The sequence below is a fragment of the Erwinia sp. E602 genome (genome assembly GCF_018141005.1).
Lineage (GTDB): Bacteria > Pseudomonadota > Gammaproteobacteria > Enterobacterales > Enterobacteriaceae > Erwinia.
In genome coordinates, this window is record NZ_CP046582.1 from 2,981,399 (window position 1) to 2,996,220 (window position 14,822).

General features: G+C 58.1%; 14 protein-coding genes. 3 read left to right on the forward strand and 11 right to left on the reverse strand.

Annotated elements, in window-relative coordinates:
* Window positions 1-147: 147 nt before the first annotated feature.
* The 4 genes from GKQ23_RS15160 to GKQ23_RS24200 form a co-directional block, all read right to left on the reverse strand.
* Window positions 148-468 (reverse strand): hypothetical protein, encoded by a 321-nt coding sequence (locus GKQ23_RS15160; protein WP_212408713.1) that lies wholly within the window; start codon window positions 466-468, stop codon window positions 148-150.
* Window positions 469-648: 180 nt separating this feature from the next.
* The gene (gene pepT / locus GKQ23_RS15165) at window positions 649-1,884 is read right to left on the reverse strand and encodes a peptidase T (protein WP_212408715.1); all 1,236 of its coding nucleotides are present in this window, start codon (window positions 1,882-1,884) and stop codon (window positions 649-651) included.
* 139 nt (window positions 1,885-2,023) lie between these two features.
* Window positions 2,024-3,463, reverse strand: a complete 1,440-nt coding sequence (locus tag GKQ23_RS15170) for an MFS transporter (protein WP_212408716.1) — start codon at window positions 3,461-3,463, stop codon at window positions 2,024-2,026.
* 416 nt (window positions 3,464-3,879) lie between these two features.
* The gene (locus GKQ23_RS24200) at window positions 3,880-4,599 is read right to left on the reverse strand and encodes a helix-turn-helix domain-containing protein (RefSeq protein WP_371820009.1); all 720 of its coding nucleotides are present in this window, start codon (window positions 4,597-4,599) and stop codon (window positions 3,880-3,882) included.
* 96 nt (window positions 4,600-4,695) lie between these two features.
* On the opposite strand from GKQ23_RS24200, the gene GKQ23_RS15185 reads away from it, so the two are divergent.
* Window positions 4,696-5,886 carry a benzoate/H(+) symporter BenE family transporter gene (locus GKQ23_RS15185; protein WP_212408717.1) on the forward strand — a complete coding sequence of 397 codons (1,191 nt, stop codon included), beginning with the start codon at window positions 4,696-4,698 and terminating at the stop codon, window positions 5,884-5,886.
* A gap of 150 nt (window positions 5,887-6,036) precedes the next feature.
* Here the strand turns inward: GKQ23_RS15185 and cobB are convergent, their stop codons facing one another.
* The 5 genes from cobB to lolC are packed head-to-tail and all read right to left on the reverse strand — an operon-like array spanning window position 6,037 to window position 10,986.
* Entirely contained in the window at window positions 6,037-6,870 is an 834-nt protein-coding gene (gene cobB, locus GKQ23_RS15190) for a Sir2 family NAD+-dependent deacetylase (RefSeq protein ID WP_212411846.1), read from the reverse strand.
* Between the two features lie 43 nt (window positions 6,871-6,913).
* Window positions 6,914-7,834, reverse strand: a complete 921-nt coding sequence (gene nagK, locus GKQ23_RS15195; protein ID WP_212408718.1) for an N-acetylglucosamine kinase — start codon at window positions 7,832-7,834, stop codon at window positions 6,914-6,916.
* Between the two features lie 14 nt (window positions 7,835-7,848).
* Window positions 7,849-9,090: a lipoprotein-releasing ABC transporter permease subunit LolE gene (lolE, locus tag GKQ23_RS15200; RefSeq protein WP_371820010.1), complete on the reverse strand. Its 1,242-nt coding sequence runs from the start codon at window positions 9,088-9,090 to the stop codon at window positions 7,849-7,851.
* On the reverse strand, window positions 9,090-9,794 hold the full coding sequence (lolD, locus tag GKQ23_RS15205; RefSeq protein WP_056236517.1) for a lipoprotein-releasing ABC transporter ATP-binding protein LolD: 705 nt from the start codon (window positions 9,792-9,794) through the stop codon (window positions 9,090-9,092). Before lolD ends, lolE begins: the two co-directional genes overlap by 1 nt.
* Window positions 9,787-10,986, reverse strand: coding sequence for a lipoprotein-releasing ABC transporter permease subunit LolC (lolC, locus tag GKQ23_RS15210; RefSeq protein WP_212408720.1), 1,200 nt, complete (start codon window positions 10,984-10,986; stop codon window positions 9,787-9,789). Before lolC ends, lolD begins: the two co-directional genes overlap by 8 nt.
* Window positions 10,987-11,335: 349 nt before the next feature.
* Here lolC and GKQ23_RS15215 point away from each other — a divergent pair, with 349 nt between their 5' ends.
* Window positions 11,336-12,730 (forward strand): GGDEF domain-containing protein, encoded by a 1,395-nt coding sequence (locus GKQ23_RS15215; RefSeq protein ID WP_212408721.1) that lies wholly within the window; start codon window positions 11,336-11,338, stop codon window positions 12,728-12,730.
* Between the two features lie 76 nt (window positions 12,731-12,806).
* Here GKQ23_RS15215 and GKQ23_RS15220 read toward each other — a convergent pair whose 3' ends face one another.
* Entirely contained in the window at window positions 12,807-13,763 is a 957-nt protein-coding gene (locus GKQ23_RS15220; protein ID WP_212408722.1) for a chemotaxis protein, read from the reverse strand.
* Between the two features lie 415 nt (window positions 13,764-14,178).
* Here GKQ23_RS15220 and GKQ23_RS15225 point away from each other — a divergent pair, with 415 nt between their 5' ends.
* Entirely contained in the window at window positions 14,179-14,385 is a 207-nt protein-coding gene (locus tag GKQ23_RS15225; RefSeq protein WP_235514999.1) for a biofilm/acid-resistance regulator YmgB/AriR, read from the forward strand.
* 74 nt (window positions 14,386-14,459) lie between these two features.
* On the opposite strand, the gene fliE is transcribed toward GKQ23_RS15225, so the two are convergent.
* Window positions 14,460-14,771, reverse strand: coding sequence for a flagellar hook-basal body complex protein FliE (fliE, locus tag GKQ23_RS15230; protein WP_212408723.1), 312 nt, complete (start codon window positions 14,769-14,771; stop codon window positions 14,460-14,462).
* Window positions 14,772-14,822: the final 51 nt, after the last annotated feature.

Here is a 14,822-nt window from a genome sequence, read left to right on the forward strand (position 1 = left end):
TGCAGCACAGAGAAAACGATTCCGTAGCTGCGGATGCGCCCTACTTTGCCCGCGCTGTGTGACAGGCCGGTTAACGGCAGATGACGTTTGTGAAACGGGAACGGCTGGGAGACGCCACCCGGTGGACGGGCGGCGTGGAGGAGGGAATTACTTTGTCGCGCTCAGGCGATCGGCTTCACTGACTACGGCTTTACCGCTGCTGCGCTGGAACAGGCACAGCTCACGCCCGCGCTGGTTGTTCATGTGTTTCTGCGGGTAGCGCCCTTCCAGCAACAGCGCGCTGTAACCCACGCTGTCGTCATACTCAATGGCCTTACCCACCACTTTTACCTTACTGAGCTGGCTGGCTTTGATACAGGCTTGTTGCATATCCTGCCCGCTCTGCTTCCAGGCAGCCTCACTTGATGCCTGCACCAGCGGGCTGGCCAGCAGCATGACAGACAGCAACGACATAACGGTTTTGTTCATTTTTGATCCTTTACCGACAGACGCGTCGGCACTGCTTATCACAGCGCCAGGCGCGATCGCTGAATGAGGAAATAACACAGCTAATGGTAACGCACGGCCGGATAATGCGCTACGCACCGCCGCCGGGCGCGGCTGACACGCCAGAGTCGACGCTCTGGCGGGCGTTTAACGGTGAGGCGCTCAGCGCGGCCTGGCCTGCTCTGACGCCAGCGCGGCGATCCGGGTAATCACCTGCACCGCCTTCTCCATATAGTCCAGCGAGGCGAACTCGTGCTTGCCGTGGTAGTTGTAGCCGCCGGTAAAGATGTTCGGGCACGGCAGCCCCATAAAGGAGAGCTGTGCGCCGTCGGTGCCGCCGCGAATCGGCTTCACATCAGGCGTGATACCGCAGTCGCGGATCGCCTGCAGCGCCAGTTCGATGCTCTGCGGGCAGGCCTCCACCTTCTCGCGCATATTGAAGTAGGTATCTTCGATTTGCAGGCGGATGCTGGCCGATTCCGGCAGCGTCTGGTTCAGCCGGTCGGCGATCTGCTGCAGGGTGTGCTTGCGGGCGGCGAAGCTTTCGCGGTCAAAGTCGCGCACGATATAGTGCAGTTCGGCGTGTTCCACCGTGCCCTTGCTGCCGTGCAGATGGTAAAAGCCCTCGTAGCCTGCGGTTTTCTCCGGCACCTCTTCCGCCGGCACCGCCTGATGAAAGCGCATCGCCAGATCCAGCGCGTTGACCATCACCCCTTTGGCGCTGCCCGGATGGACGTTATTACCGGTGATGCTTACCGTCACCGAGGCGGCGTTAAAGTTCTCATACTCAAATTCGCCAATGCCGCTGCCGTCCACGGTGTAGGCCCAGTCGGCGGCAAAGGCGGCGACGTCAAAGTGGCGCACTCCTTTGCCAATCTCTTCATCCGGCGTGAAAGCAACGCGGATCGGGCCGTGCGGCTTGCCTTCCGCGACCAGCCGCGCCAGCGCGGTCATAATCTCCGCCACCCCGGCTTTGTCGTCCGCACCCAGCAGGGTTTTGCCGTCGGTAGCGATCAGCGTATGCCCGTGCAGCTGGTGCAGCACCGGGAAGGTCACCGGCGAAAGGATCTCTTCGCCGTGCCCCAGCGCAATATCGCCGCCGCGATAGTTCTCAATAATCTGCGGATTGACGTTTTTGCCGGTCATATCCGGCGCGGTATCCACATGTGAGATAAAGCCGATGGTCGGCACCGGCCAGGCGACATTAGACGGCAGCGTAGCCATCACGATCCCGTGTTCGCTGCAGGTAATATCGCTCAGCCCCAGCGCCTTCAGTTCATCCTGCAGCTGGCGCAGCAGCGTCCACTGCCCTTCGCTGCTCGGCGTCTGCCGCGCGCCGGGTCTGGACTGGGTGTCGATAGCGACATAGCTTAAGAAGCGTTCTAGCAGATTGTTCATCAGTGATCCCTCTGGAGTGCCTGGTATGATTATGGTGCCGGTGGCTAAGGAGAATCTTGTCACAGGTCAGGGAAAGGGGTAAAGAAAGACGATAAAAATAGTGCTAAAGGGTCGGTCGCAATGCCGTTAACTTTCAGATTTAATTTCTCCTCAAGCAGCATAGTATTATACTCATAACTATACATATGATCATTACGACCTCCAGTGAATACAGCGTGGTACGAAAAGCGTAGCTAAAGTCGCCAGGAAGTTTTGTCGTTCTGAGATTTGAGAAGAAAACTTGACCTAATAAAGCAACGCCTAGCGCAGACCCAACCTGCAAAGTGCATATAATCAAACCAGACACCAGCCCTGCCTGATCTTTTTTAGCTTCTGCGATAATCACCTTATTGACTACTGACAAGGTTATACCATGCCCTATTCCTGCTAAAAAAATCGCCATGGACTGTATAACAAATGATGGTGGTGAAGAGAATGTGGTGAAAGACAACCATCCAAAACCTGCAAGCATTATGACATATCCAAAAATCAGGATGCCATTCTTCAACGAATTGTATAACCAGGGGGTGAGTAACGGACCGATGATAAAACCCAAAGCAAAAGGTAAAAACAACAAGCCACTATAAGTTGATGATAATTGATATCCAGACTGCAGATAAATTCCAAACGTAAAAATAAATGCTGAATCACTATAAAACAAAAATGCCAACAGCAAGCCTATTGCGATAACAGGATTATGAAAAACCTTCAAATCAATAAGAGCATCACCTCTATTACGGGAGAAAGAACCTTCATACTTTATTAATAAAAATAATGTAGGAATACTCATCATCAAAAGAGTTAAAGACCACAAAGACCTAAAAATATTTCCTTGAGATATCGGAATTAACACTTCAAGGAATAGCATAACCAGCAAAATCAAACCAACAAAGTCGATTTTATCATTTCTTTCGGCAACTGAAATACTTTCATTAACAAATAAGGATGCCATAACTAATACTACTATACCGACTGGTATGTTAAGCATAAAAATCAGGCGCCAGCCTAATCCGAAAATGTCATTATCTACAACTACACCACCAAGGATCTGCCCTGTGATGGCAGCAATGCCAAAAATGAATCCATAAAAGGCGGTTAATACTGTCTGGTACCTCATATCAAAAGAGGCACGAATCGTAGCCAGAACTTGCGGTGCAAAAATTGATGCTGATATACCCTGTATTAATCTGCCAGCGATCAAAACTGAAGAACTGGTTGCCAGAGCACATAATAGGGACGCGAGTAAGAAGAGAAACACGCCAATCAGGAAAAGTCGTTTCCTGCCGAATCTATCTCCCATACGACCTGCTGTAATTAACCCAACCGCATAAGAACATGCATAAACTGAAATGATAAGTTGCAGTGATTCGTCACTTACACTTAAATCACTGTGAATAGCAGGCAAGCTAAGATTAACGATGAAATAATCGAGCGGCGGTAGAAATGCGCCAATTAGGAGTGGTACCACGGCAAGAGTACTTGACAGGCTCCATCTTACATTCCCCTCAGATGCAATCAACTCCCCCTGTTCGTGTTTCATGATACCCACCCTTGATATAGCTTTTAATTTTCCCATAAGAATCAATTCTTACTCTGCACATAACCAGAATAGGGTTTACTTACATTGCCACCCCACTTAAATATATGTAAATATTAAAAAACCAATTACACCTGGCGACATTGATATGACTGAGAGAAATTATACCTGTTAGGCATTTCTTTTTTTGCCATTTGATGTGATAAAAGGCAGGAACTTCTATGATAAATAAATAATGCTTCTCGCGATAGCAGGATCAAATCTAATCTATTTTGACTACATCTATAAAGATAATTATCTATCCATCAGAATTCTGTTGCAGCTGATTGCATACCATTCTTCTGACAAACGGCATGTTCAGGCTGATTTTTTATCTGGGAGTATTTAATAAATTTATATGATTAACATTTTCAGACATCTTACTGTCTGTCTGAGTAATGGATCACATCATGAAACCTCACCGGCTGCGCCCCAGGATTGCGGTAAGCATGTGGCCGATCGGCGCGGAAGCGAACGCCTTCGCCGCAGGCCAGCCGCTGCCACTCGCCGTCGAGGCAGATTTCCAGCTCGCCCTCCAGCACAATCACGTGCTCGATCATGCCGGCTTCGTGGGCGCTGGATTCACTCAGCGCCCCGGCGGCCAGCTCAATCACCAGCAGCTCAAAGCCGGTTTCGGGATCGAAGGGAAACAGCAGCGTGGCCTGCATACCGCGATCGGACTGCTGATAGGCGACCGGGGTCGGGTGACTGCGCTGGGGGTGCTCAACGGGCGCGACGGCTGAGGCGCGGTTTTGACGGGATGGGCGGGAAACCTGATCACCCTCGCCAGAATGCGGCGGACGAGGATCGGGATCACCCTCTGTCTGTTGAGCCGCAGCGGCCTGTTGCGCTGCGGATAGCGCCGTATTGGCGGGATCCGGCGGCGCAGCCTCTGCGCTGATAAACGCCGAGAAGGAGAGGTTAAAGCCGGTAGCAATCTTCCACAGCGTGGCGATGGTCGGGCTGGACTCACCGCGCTCGATCTGGCCGAGCATCGCCTTGCTGACGCCGGTGGCGTCGGCGGCCTGGGTCAGGCTCCAGCCGCGCTGGCTGCGTTCACGCTTCAGGGTGTCGGCAAGATGGTGTTGCAGCGCCTGCATAAAACCTCCGGTAAAAAAGGCAGTATAACCGCTTGTGCGCTATAACGCACGGTGCTAGCTTGTGCGCTATAACGCACGATTTATATGGAGTTAGCCATGCGACCGCCGCTGTCCCTCAGTCATCTCACCTTTCCTGCCGTGGTGGCCGGTTTTGTTGCCGTGCTGGTCGGTTATACCAGTTCGGCGGCGATTATCTTCCAGGCCGCAGCGGCGGCCGGAGCCACGCCGCTGCAGATCAACGGCTGGCTGAGTATGCTCGGGCTGGGAATGGGCATAACCTCGCTGGGGCTGTCGCTGTGGTATCGCACGCCGGTGCTGACCGCGTGGTCAACGCCCGGCGCGGCGCTGCTGGTCACCACCCTGCCCGGCACCTCGATCAACGATGCCATCGGCGTGTTTATCTTCGCCTCGGCGCTGATCGTTTTCTGCGGCGTGACCGGGCTGTTCGCCCGGCTGATGAACTATATTCCGCTGGCAATCTCCAGCGCGATGCTGGCCGGTATTCTGCTGCGCTTCGGCGTTGACGCCTTCGGCGCGCTGCAGGTCAATTTTGCCCTCAGCGGCAGCATGCTGCTGACGTATCTGCTGGCCCGTCGCCTGCTGCCGCGCTACGCCATCGTGCTGACGCTGCTGTGCGGGCTGGCGGTGGCCTGGGGCCAGGGCGCGATCCACTTCAGCGGCGGCCCGAGCGTGGTAACGCCGCAGTGGATCACCCCGCACTTTAACCCCGCCAGCCTGCTGAGCATCGGTATTCCGTTTTTTGTGGTCACCATGGCCTCGCAAAATGCGCCGGGCATCGCCACGCTGAAGGCCGCCGGTTATACGCTGCCGGTGTCGCCGCTGATCGCCTGGACCGGGCTGACCGCGCTGCTGCTGGCGCCGTTCGGCGGTTTCACGATGTGCATTGCGGCGATCACCGCGGCGATCTGCATGGGGCCGGACGTCCACCCGGACCCGCAGCGCCGCTACTGGGCGGCGGCGATGGCCGGGCTGTTCTATATCCTGGCGGGTATTTTCGGCGGCGCGATCGGCGGCCTGCTTAACGCGCTGCCGCTGCCGCTGATCCACACCATCGCCGGACTGGCGCTGCTGGGCACCATTGCCGGCAGCCTGCAGCGCGCGCTGGGCGATGAGAAACAGCGTGACGCGGCGGTGATTACCTTTCTGATTACCGCCTCCGGCGTCAGCCTGTTCGGCGTCGGGGCGGCGTTCTGGGGGCTGGCTGGCGGCGTGGTGGCACATGTGATTTTTTCGCTGCCGACAGGCAAGCGTGACAGCAATCAGTAAGGCAACATACGTGATGAGATCTAACCGTTCTCCTGTCACATCAGTGACAGGGATCTTTTAAACAAGAGCAGCATTAGCGGGGTGTTTTCAGGCCGGTGTGGGAGCAGCAACAGTGGCAGCTGAAATCCTCTGCCGATGGTTGCAGCCCGGTTAGCGCTTCAGCCCGTCCAGCAGCCCGCGCACCCAGGCGGGTACCACTTCACTGGCAAGACCATATTTTGCTTCGGCGAATTCGCTGCCGACCTGACTTGGCTCCAGGTTCAGCTCCAGCGTATGCGCGCCCTGCAGTCTGGCTTCGCTGACGAACCCGGCCGCCGGATAGACGTGCCCTGAAGTGCCGATCGCCACAAAGTAGTCGGCCTCGGCCAGCGCCTGGTAGATCTCCTCCATATGCAGCGGCATTTCGCCAAACCACACCACGTGCGGGCGCAGCCGCGACGGGAACTGGCAGCAGTGGCAGCGGTCGTCCGGTTTCACGTCGTCGTTCCAGTGCAGCACCTGGCCGCTGGAGACGCAGCGCACCTTCAGCAGCTCGCCGTGCATGTGGATCACGTTGCGGTTGCCGGCGCGTTCGTGCAGGTTGTCGATATTCTGCGTCACCAGCAGGAAACGGTCGCCGAGTGCGGACTCCAGTTCGGCCAGCGCCATGTGCGCGGCGTTAGGCTGGATCTCCGGCTGTTGCAGCTGCTGACGGCGGGCGTTGTAGAATTCCTGCACCCGTTCAGGGTTACGCTGAAAGCCTTCCGGCGTGGCAACGTCCTCAACGCGGTGCGACTCCCACAGGCCGTCGGCGGCGCGAAAGGTCTGGATGCCGGACTCGGCGGAGATCCCGGCCCCGGTCAGCACCACCACGCGCGGCAGCGGATGCATGGCGATTTCAAGGTTACGGTCGCGTTCGAAGATACGCTGACGAAAACGCTGCTGAACCTTGCGGCGGTTCTTCTTGTCGCGGGCCAGCCGCAGACGGCGGCGGGGTGTACGCATCATAACCTCTCCTTAATCCTTTGAGCCATCCCATCAGGTTATTTTACCGGGACAGGCTTTTAATATGCAGAAATGCGGCACCGCGCATTCCGCCTGCGTCTCCATGACGGGCTTTGGCAAAACGCGGTGGCCGGGCCACCGGTAGCAGCAAAGGTGCCACCCGCTCCTCCAGCCCCTCATACAGCGCGTCAAAATTGGATAATCCGCCGCCGAACACCACCAGGTGCGGGTCGAGCAGCGTCAGCCAGTTGCCGAGGCACACCGCCAGCAGGTCGCGGTAGCGCTCGGTGTGCTGCCGTGCGTCAGCATCTCCCTGATAATACCGGGTGATTATCTCCGGCGCACTGAGACTCTGCTGATAAACGTGCTGCCACAGCCAGGCAAAACCCGTTCCTGAGAGATAGCCCTCAATACAGCCACGTTTGCCACAGCCGCAGGGCAGCAGCGGCACGTCGCGCCCGAGGATCTCCAGCGCGTCCACCGGCAGGCGCATATGCCCCAGCTCACCAACCACGTAGTTGCGGCCGGTGACCGGTTTACCCTCGACGATCAGCCCGCCGCCGACGCCGGTGCCGAGAATAATCCCCAGCACCACCGGGTAGGCCTGAAACTCATCGTCCCAGGCTTCCGACAGGGCAAAACAGTTGGCGTCGTTATCGATGCGCACCGCGCGCCCGAGGCGCTGGCTGAGATCGGCCTGCAGCGTGCGCCCGCGCGCTGCCGGGATATTGGCGGTAAACAGCGTGCCGTCGTCGGGCACCGGCAGGCCGGGCACGCCGATGCCGACGCTGCCCGTCTGGCCGCAGAACGCGTCGGCTTCAGCGGTCAGCGCACACAGCGTGTCCAGCAGCCGCGCATAGTCGTCTGCCGGGGTCGGCACGCGCCGGCTCCACACCAGCTGGCGTTGTTCGTTATAAACGCCGAGGGCAATTTTGCTGCCGCCGACGTCAAATCCGTAGTACATCGCGCCTCCCGACCTTACTGCCCGCTCAGCACCCGCGCCGGATCGATACGGCTGGCGCGCCGGGCCGGATACCAGCTGGCGATCAGGCTTAACAGCAGCGAGGTGGCGAGCACCGTGAACACATCCCGCCAGTGCAGCTCGGTTGGCAGAAAATCAATAAAGTAGATATCACCTGACAGGAAATGGTAGCCGGTCAAGGTTTCAAGCGCATGAACGATCGGCGTGAGATTCAGCGCGGCCAGCACGCCCAGCACCACGCCGCTGACGCTGCCGACCAGCCCGGCCAGCAGGCCGTACCAGACGAAGATCGCCCGGATCAGGCCGTCTTTCGCGCCAAGGGTGCGCAGCACGGCAATATCGCCGCTTTTGTCTTTCACCGCCATCACCAGCGTGGAGACGATGTTGAAGCAGGCCACGCCGATCACCAGCACCATCGCCAGGTACATAATCGCGCGGATCATCTGGATATCGCGGTACATATAGCCGTAGGTGCCAATCCAGCTACGGATGTAGACGTAGCTGTGGGTCACCTCCCCGGCGGCGCGCACCAGCTTCTGCGCGTCAAACGGATCTTTCGCCTTCAGCGCGATGCCGGTGACGTTGTCGCCCATGCCCAGCAGGCTCTGCGCGTCGGCCAGCGGCACCAGCGCCAGGCTGTGATCGAGCATACCGCTGAGCTTCAGGATGCCGCTGACCTGCAGGCGCACCCGCTTCGGCTGCAGCAGCTTATGCCCGGGGTCGCTGTTGGGGATCATGATGGTCAGCCAGTCGCCCTGCTTCAGCTTCAGGCTGTTAGCCACCCCCTGCCCCAGCAGGATCTGCTGCCTGCCGGCGGCAAAGCTCTGCCAGGCACCGTTCTGTACGTAGGACGGCAGCGCGCTCAGGCGGCTCTCCTGCGCCGGATCCACGCCCTTCACCTGCACCGCCTGCAGCTTGCTGCCGCTTTCGATCAGGCCGGTGAAGTTAATATAGGGGGCGGCGGCGGCCACGCCGGGCACCTGTTCGATTTTTGGCAGCAGGCTCTGCCAGCCGGTAAACGGCTGGTTGACCGCTTCGATCTCGCCGTGCGGTACCACCGCCAGAATGCGGTTGTTCAGCTCGCGTTCGAAGCCGTTCATCGCGCTGAGGCCGATAATCAACACCATGACCCCCAGCGCAATGCCGACGGTAGAGATCACCGAAATCAGCGACACCATGCCGCCCCGACGACGGCCGCGGCTGAAGCGCAGCGCCAGCAGAAGAGAGAGCTGCCCCATCACAGGCTACCCGTCAGCGTCGGCTGTTCGCTGAGCTGCCCGTCGCGCATCTCCATCTGGCGGCCCATGCGTTTCGCCAGCTGCAGATCGTGGGTGACCACCAGGAAGGCGGTGCCCTGGCTGCGGTTCAGTTCACCGAGCAGGCCAAAGATGGCATCGGTATTACGCGCGTCGAGGTTACCGGTCGGTTCATCGGCCAGCACCAGCCGCGGTTTGTTGACCAGCGCCCGGGCGATCGCCACGCGCTGGCGCTCACCGCCGGAGAGCTCCGCCGGACGGTGCGCGGCGCGGTGCTCCAGCCCCACCGCTTTGAGCATCGCCAGCGCACGGCTCTGCGCCTCCGCTTTGCTGGTTTTGCCGATCAGCAGCGGCATCGCCACGTTCTCCAGCGCGCTGAAGTCGGGCAGCAGGTGGTGGAACTGATAGATAAAGCCCAGCTCGCGGTTGCGCAGCTCGGCCTTGGCGGCGGAAGACATGCCGTTCAGCGAGCGGCCGTCAAACACCACTTCGCCGGAGGTCGGCGTATCCAGCCCGCCGAGCAGGTGCATCAGGGTACTTTTACCGGAACCCGAGCTGCCGACAATGGCCGTCATCTCGCCGCTGCCCATGCTGAAGGAGACGTTGCGCAGGACATCGGTCTGCACGCTGCCTTCCTGATAGCGTTTGCACAGGTTGTCGCACTGCAACAGGATGGTGTTACTCATAACGTAAAGCCTCAGCGGGTTGAACGGCGGCAGCGCGCCAGGAAGGGTACAGCGTGGACAACAGCGCCACCACCATTGCCGTCACGGTAATGGTGGCCACCTGGCCCAAGGAAATCTCTACCGGCAGCGCCGCGCCGTCAAGGAACGCGCCAATGACCGGCATTAAATTGTTCAGCTGACTGGCCAGCAACACGCCAAGCAGCGCACCGAACAGCGCGCCGACGATGCCGGCGGTCGCGCCCTGCACCATAAACACCGCCACCACCTGCCGGCGGGTCAGCCCCTGGGTTTGCAGGATCGCCACTTCACCCTGCTTTTCCATAATCAGCAGGCCAAGAGAAGTGATGATGTTAAAGGCGGCCACGGCCACGATCAGGCTGAGCAGCAGCCCCATCATGTTTTTCTCCATCTTCACCGCCTGGAACAGCTCGCCTTTGCGATCGCGCCAGTCGCTCCACACCAGCCCGGCCGGCAGAGTCTGCTGGCTGAGGCTGTCCACCTGCAGCGGTTTATCCAGCCATAAACGCCAGCCGGTAATGTTGCCCGCCGGGTAGCGCATCAGGCGCGAGGCGTCCTGCTGGTTGACCAGAATCTGATAACCGTCAACGTCGCTGTTGGAGGCAAAGGTGCCAGCCACCGTAAACAGACGCTGGCTGGGGATGCGCCCCATCGGCGTGAACTGGCTGGCTGACGGCACCATCAGCCGCAGGCTGTCGCCGCGCTTAACGCCGAGCTGGCCAGCCAGCTGTTCACCGAGGATCGCGTTGTACTGACCGGGCTGCAACTGCTGCTGTTTAACATTCACCAGGAAGGGGGTCAGCGGGTCGGGTTCGTCAGGGTTGACGCCGAGCATCACGCCAACACCCACGCTGGCAGCGCTCTGCATCACCACCTCACCGGTGGTCAGCGGCGTGATGCGACTGACCCCCTGCAGCTGCAGCTGGCTGGCGGGGATCTGCTGCGGATTGATGGAACCGGACGCGCCGGAGAGCACCGCCTGCGGCATCAGCCCGAGGGTGTTTTTCTCAAGCTCGTGCTCAAGGCCATTCATCACCGACAGCACGGTGACCAGCGCCATCACGCCCAGCGTAATGCCGATGGCCGACAGCCAGGAGACAAACCGCCCGAAGCGGTCAGAAGCACGTCCGCGCATGTAGCGCAGACCAATAAACAGGGCGACAGGTCGATACATAAAATCCGTCTTTAAGGTGGCCGCAACGGGAGCGTTGAATAGCGGGGATGATAAAGGTTAGCACGGCGTTATGGAACCACTAAGCCCATGAAGCGCTGATTGTTTTGTCAATGCCTGAAACATTCGGACCCTGTCCCGTCCCGGATAGCGCAAAAAAACGTAATCCATGGCGGTTTTTTAATCCCTTTCATGAGGATAGTTTAATAAATTGCGTTAATCCGGCTTGTCACGTATCGTGTGGGCGCGTAATTTTAACTCACCCATTCGAATCAGGTCTGTTGTTCGCCGCAGGGCAAAGCTTAACGCACCGATCGCATGAGCGGCCTTACCAACTGCCCTGAGCTAAGCCATGCAAAATCAACCATTCAGCCTGAAACAGCTTGCTTTGCTCTTTTCGCTTGCCGTTGTGCTTTCCCTTACCGGGTTAAGCCTGCGCAGCTTCGAATCCCTGTCGATCTTCTGGCCCGGCAATGCCCTGCTGGTCGGGCTGCTGATACGTTTTCCACGGCTGGATCATCCGGTCACGCTGCTGATCATGTTCTGCGGGATGCTGACGGTGGATCTGCTGTGGGGCACGCCGCTGCTGATTTCCGTCGGCCTGAATATCGCCAATATGGCTTTTGTAGCCTGCGCCCGCTGGGTGCTGCTGACCGATCGCTTCACGCGCGCGCAGCCGCGCCGCCTGCAGGCGCTGGTCAGGGTGTTCCCGGCGTCGATGATCGGTGCCGCCGCATGTGCAGTGTTGGGTGCCATCGTCAGCGAGCGTTACTTCCACGACGAGCTGTTTAAGGCGCTGTTTTCTTGGTTCTCCGAACAGCTCTCCACCTCATTACTGCTGCTGCCGCTGGTGATCAGCCTGCCGCGCCGCGATGAGCTGAAAGAGATGAAGAAGACCCGGCAGGAGAGCTCGCTGCTGCCGGTGCTGACGCTGGTTGTCACCACGGTGGCCGGCATCTGGGTCGGCGGCGGTGCCAGCCTGCTGTTCCCGCTGCCCGCCCTGCTGTGGTGCGCCATCAGCTATCCGCTGTTTGTCACCTGCTGCCTGACCTTTATCACCGGCATCAGCGAGATTATTCTCGTGGCCAGTAACGTGCTGAATATCCAGGGCAAAGATGACCTGTTTCGCATCGACAGCCTGTCGTCAGCCCGGGTGGGCGTGGCGGCCATGCTGATTGGCCCGCTGATCGTCGCCCTGAGCACCACCGCCAATAAAAAGCTGGTAGCGCGGGTGACCCAGCGTGCCGACTACGATTTGTTGACCGGGGCGCTGACCCGCAGCGGGCTCTCTTCGCGGCTGGAAACGTTGATGAAGCCGCGTGGGAAAACGCGCAACTTTACCGGCGCGGCGTTCCTGGTGGACATCGACCGCTTTAAAAATATTAATGATACCTGGGGCCACGCCTCGGGCGACCACGTACTTGCCCGCACCGCGGAGTGCATCCGTCAGTCGCTGCAACCGTCGGCGATTATCTGCCGCATGGGTGGCGAAGAATTTCTGGTGCTGATTGAGGGTATTAACCCGGCGAGGGCGTTCCTGCTGGCCAACCGGCTGCGCCACCGCATTGAAAACAATGAAATTCTGCTCAACGGTAACAACCTGAGCGTTACCGTCAGTATCGGTCTGAGCGCGCTGGATATCGATCACGTGCAGAGTCTGGATGCGGCCATCGACCAGGCCGACCAGCAGCTGTATATCGCCAAACACAGCGGACGTAATCAGGTACGCCCGGAGTTTATATTGTAAGCGCGGAGTTCGTCTTCCGGACCGGAGCCGGCGTTACGGGCCCGCCTGCGCGGGCTGACCGGGATCGCCACGCCGTTTAGCGCGCCGCGTCCTCCAGTACCTGGTGGATCACCGCGGAGAGCTGGCCAATCTCAAATTTCGCCACGTAACCGTTGGCCCCGACCTTACGCACGTGATCTTCATTGGCGCTGCCGGAGAGCGAAGAGTGGATCACCACCGGTATTTGCTGCAGTCCGAGGTCGGTTTTGATATTGCGCGTCAGGGTGAAGCCGTCCATTTCCGGCATCTCCAGGTCGGTCAGCACCAGGCCAATCTTGTCGTGAATCGATACCCCCTCCTTTTGCGCGTCCGCCACCATCAGTTTGATCTGCGTCCAGGCCTCCAGCCCGGTGGTAAATGACAGCGCCGGGATCCCCATTACCTTCAGCCCCTGCTCGATCATCGAGCGCGCCACCTTTGAGTCTTCCGCGACGATCGCCACCGCGCCTGGCTTCATTTTGAAGTTTTTCAGCTGGATGTCGTTCTCTTTGACTTCGCGAACGGAGGGGATCACATCATGCAGGATCTGTTCAACGTCCAGTACCATCGCCATGGTGTTAGCCTCATCCAGGCAGGCAATGCTGGTGATGTTGTGGGTGCTGACGCCAGACTCGGCGGCGTGAACCTGGTTCCAGTTGAGCCGCACGATATCTTCCACGGACTCAACGGCAAAAGCCTGGGTGCTGCGGGCATACTCGGTGACCAGCAGCAGATTTAATCCGGTGGCCGGGATACAGCCCGCCACCGCCGGCAGGTCAATCACCGGGATCAGCTGGCCGCGAATGTTAGCCATGCCGAGCAGCGGAGAGTGCATGCCCGCCGCGCGGGTGATGGCGGTCATCGGCACGATTTCGCGCAGTTTAAACACGTTGATGCCAAACAGTTCAGGTTTTTCCTGCCCTTCAGCACACCCGAGGCGGAACAGCAGCAGTTCGAACTTGTTTGATAAGGCGAGGTTCGCTCTCTCGTCGATCTCTTTCTGGAAATTATCCATTTCATCCTCGGGCTGTAATTGACAGGGGCCGTGACAGCAGGCGCTATCAGCAGTTATCGGCAGCAACGGGGAAACATTCAGCAGAAAGGGTGAAATGAGTCAGCGATAGTGGACTATACTTCAGCCAACAGATCTGACCAGTAAAATATTTTACGGTAAAGTTGTACAAGCTTACGATCATTGTATAGATTTAACGGGAAGCCAGAAGGCTTCGCGTAACGAATGATGCTTTGCATCGCCTCTGCAGGTATTCGGATTTCTACTTGCAGAGGTAATTTTTTAACGATCGCTTCCTATTTTAGCATGCTTCTCCGTTTTTGCCTGCCCCTGTCCGGGCGGTAAACGGGAAGCTTTTGGAGATACGACCATGCAGCAGGAAATTTCAACCGAGTCGCAAATTTCTGAATACTTCAAAATGTCAGACGACCTTCATCTGAGTGAAGCGGAAGTCGTACGGCTGGCCATGGCCCAGATTACCGCGCAAAAAGGTTTTGTTACCAATAAGGATGTGATTTTTTATCTGCTGCAGAAGCTGGAATCGGAAAACGACGTGGTGCAGCTGGATATCTACCGTAATGCGCTGGAGCTGGTGGTACAACGTACGCCGGATGACCAGATCTGATCGCTCTCTGTCCCGTTACGCTGCCGCCCCACTGGCGATAAAGAACCCTTTCTTTATCGCCTTATAACAATCAGTTACACCGTCATGTTCATGATTTCCGTGTACGCACTGACCAGCTTGTTACGCACCTGAATGCCCATCTGCATCGACACGCTCGATTTCTGCATGTCCACCATCACGTCATTCAGCGAGATACCCGCCTTACCCAGTTCAAAATCCTGCGCCTGCTGGCGCGACGCGGTTTGCGTTTCGCTGATGCGGTTTAACGCCGCCTTCAGTTCAGCGCCAAAATCCGCCTGATTGCCAGCCTCAGCGCTCTTACCGCCGGCCTGTAACGCGGTGGACTGCAGCGCCTGCACCACACTTTCAATACCCTGAATCGCCATGATTTCCCCTGTCCTGCACCCTGGTTTTTGCTGTTGTGAACAAAGTTAGCA

What these genes read in the sequence shown, in the direction of transcription:
- GKQ23_RS15160 (WP_212408713.1), bottom strand. Translation starts at nt 468, where the DNA reads ATGAACAAAACCGTTATGTCGTTGCTGTCTGTCATGCTGCTGGCCAGC.
- pepT (WP_212408715.1), bottom strand. Translation starts at nt 1,884, where the DNA reads ATGAACAATCTGCTAGAACGCTTCTTAAGCTATGTCGCTATCGACACC.
- GKQ23_RS15170 (WP_212408716.1), bottom strand. Translation starts at nt 3,463, where the DNA reads ATGAAACACGAACAGGGGGAGTTGATTGCATCTGAGGGGAATGTAAGA.
- GKQ23_RS24200 (WP_371820009.1), bottom strand. Translation starts at nt 4,599, where the DNA reads ATGCAGGCGCTGCAACACCATCTTGCCGACACCCTGAAGCGTGAACGC.
- GKQ23_RS15185 (WP_212408717.1), top strand. Translation starts at nt 4,696, where the DNA reads ATGCGACCGCCGCTGTCCCTCAGTCATCTCACCTTTCCTGCCGTGGTG.
- cobB (WP_212411846.1), bottom strand. Translation starts at nt 6,870, where the DNA reads ATGCGTACACCCCGCCGCCGTCTGCGGCTGGCCCGCGACAAGAAGAAC.
- nagK (WP_212408718.1), bottom strand. Translation starts at nt 7,834, where the DNA reads ATGTACTACGGATTTGACGTCGGCGGCAGCAAAATTGCCCTCGGCGTT.
- lolE (WP_371820010.1), bottom strand. Translation starts at nt 9,090, where the DNA reads ATGGGGCAGCTCTCTCTTCTGCTGGCGCTGCGCTTCAGCCGCGGCCGT.
- lolD (WP_056236517.1), bottom strand. Translation starts at nt 9,794, where the DNA reads ATGAGTAACACCATCCTGTTGCAGTGCGACAACCTGTGCAAACGCTAT.
- lolC (WP_212408720.1), bottom strand. Translation starts at nt 10,986, where the DNA reads ATGTATCGACCTGTCGCCCTGTTTATTGGTCTGCGCTACATGCGCGGA.
- GKQ23_RS15215 (WP_212408721.1), top strand. Translation starts at nt 11,336, where the DNA reads ATGCAAAATCAACCATTCAGCCTGAAACAGCTTGCTTTGCTCTTTTCG.
- GKQ23_RS15220 (WP_212408722.1), bottom strand. Translation starts at nt 13,763, where the DNA reads ATGGATAATTTCCAGAAAGAGATCGACGAGAGAGCGAACCTCGCCTTA.
- GKQ23_RS15225 (WP_235514999.1), top strand. Translation starts at nt 14,179, where the DNA reads ATGTCAGACGACCTTCATCTGAGTGAAGCGGAAGTCGTACGGCTGGCC.
- fliE (WP_212408723.1), bottom strand. Translation starts at nt 14,771, where the DNA reads ATGGCGATTCAGGGTATTGAAAGTGTGGTGCAGGCGCTGCAGTCCACC.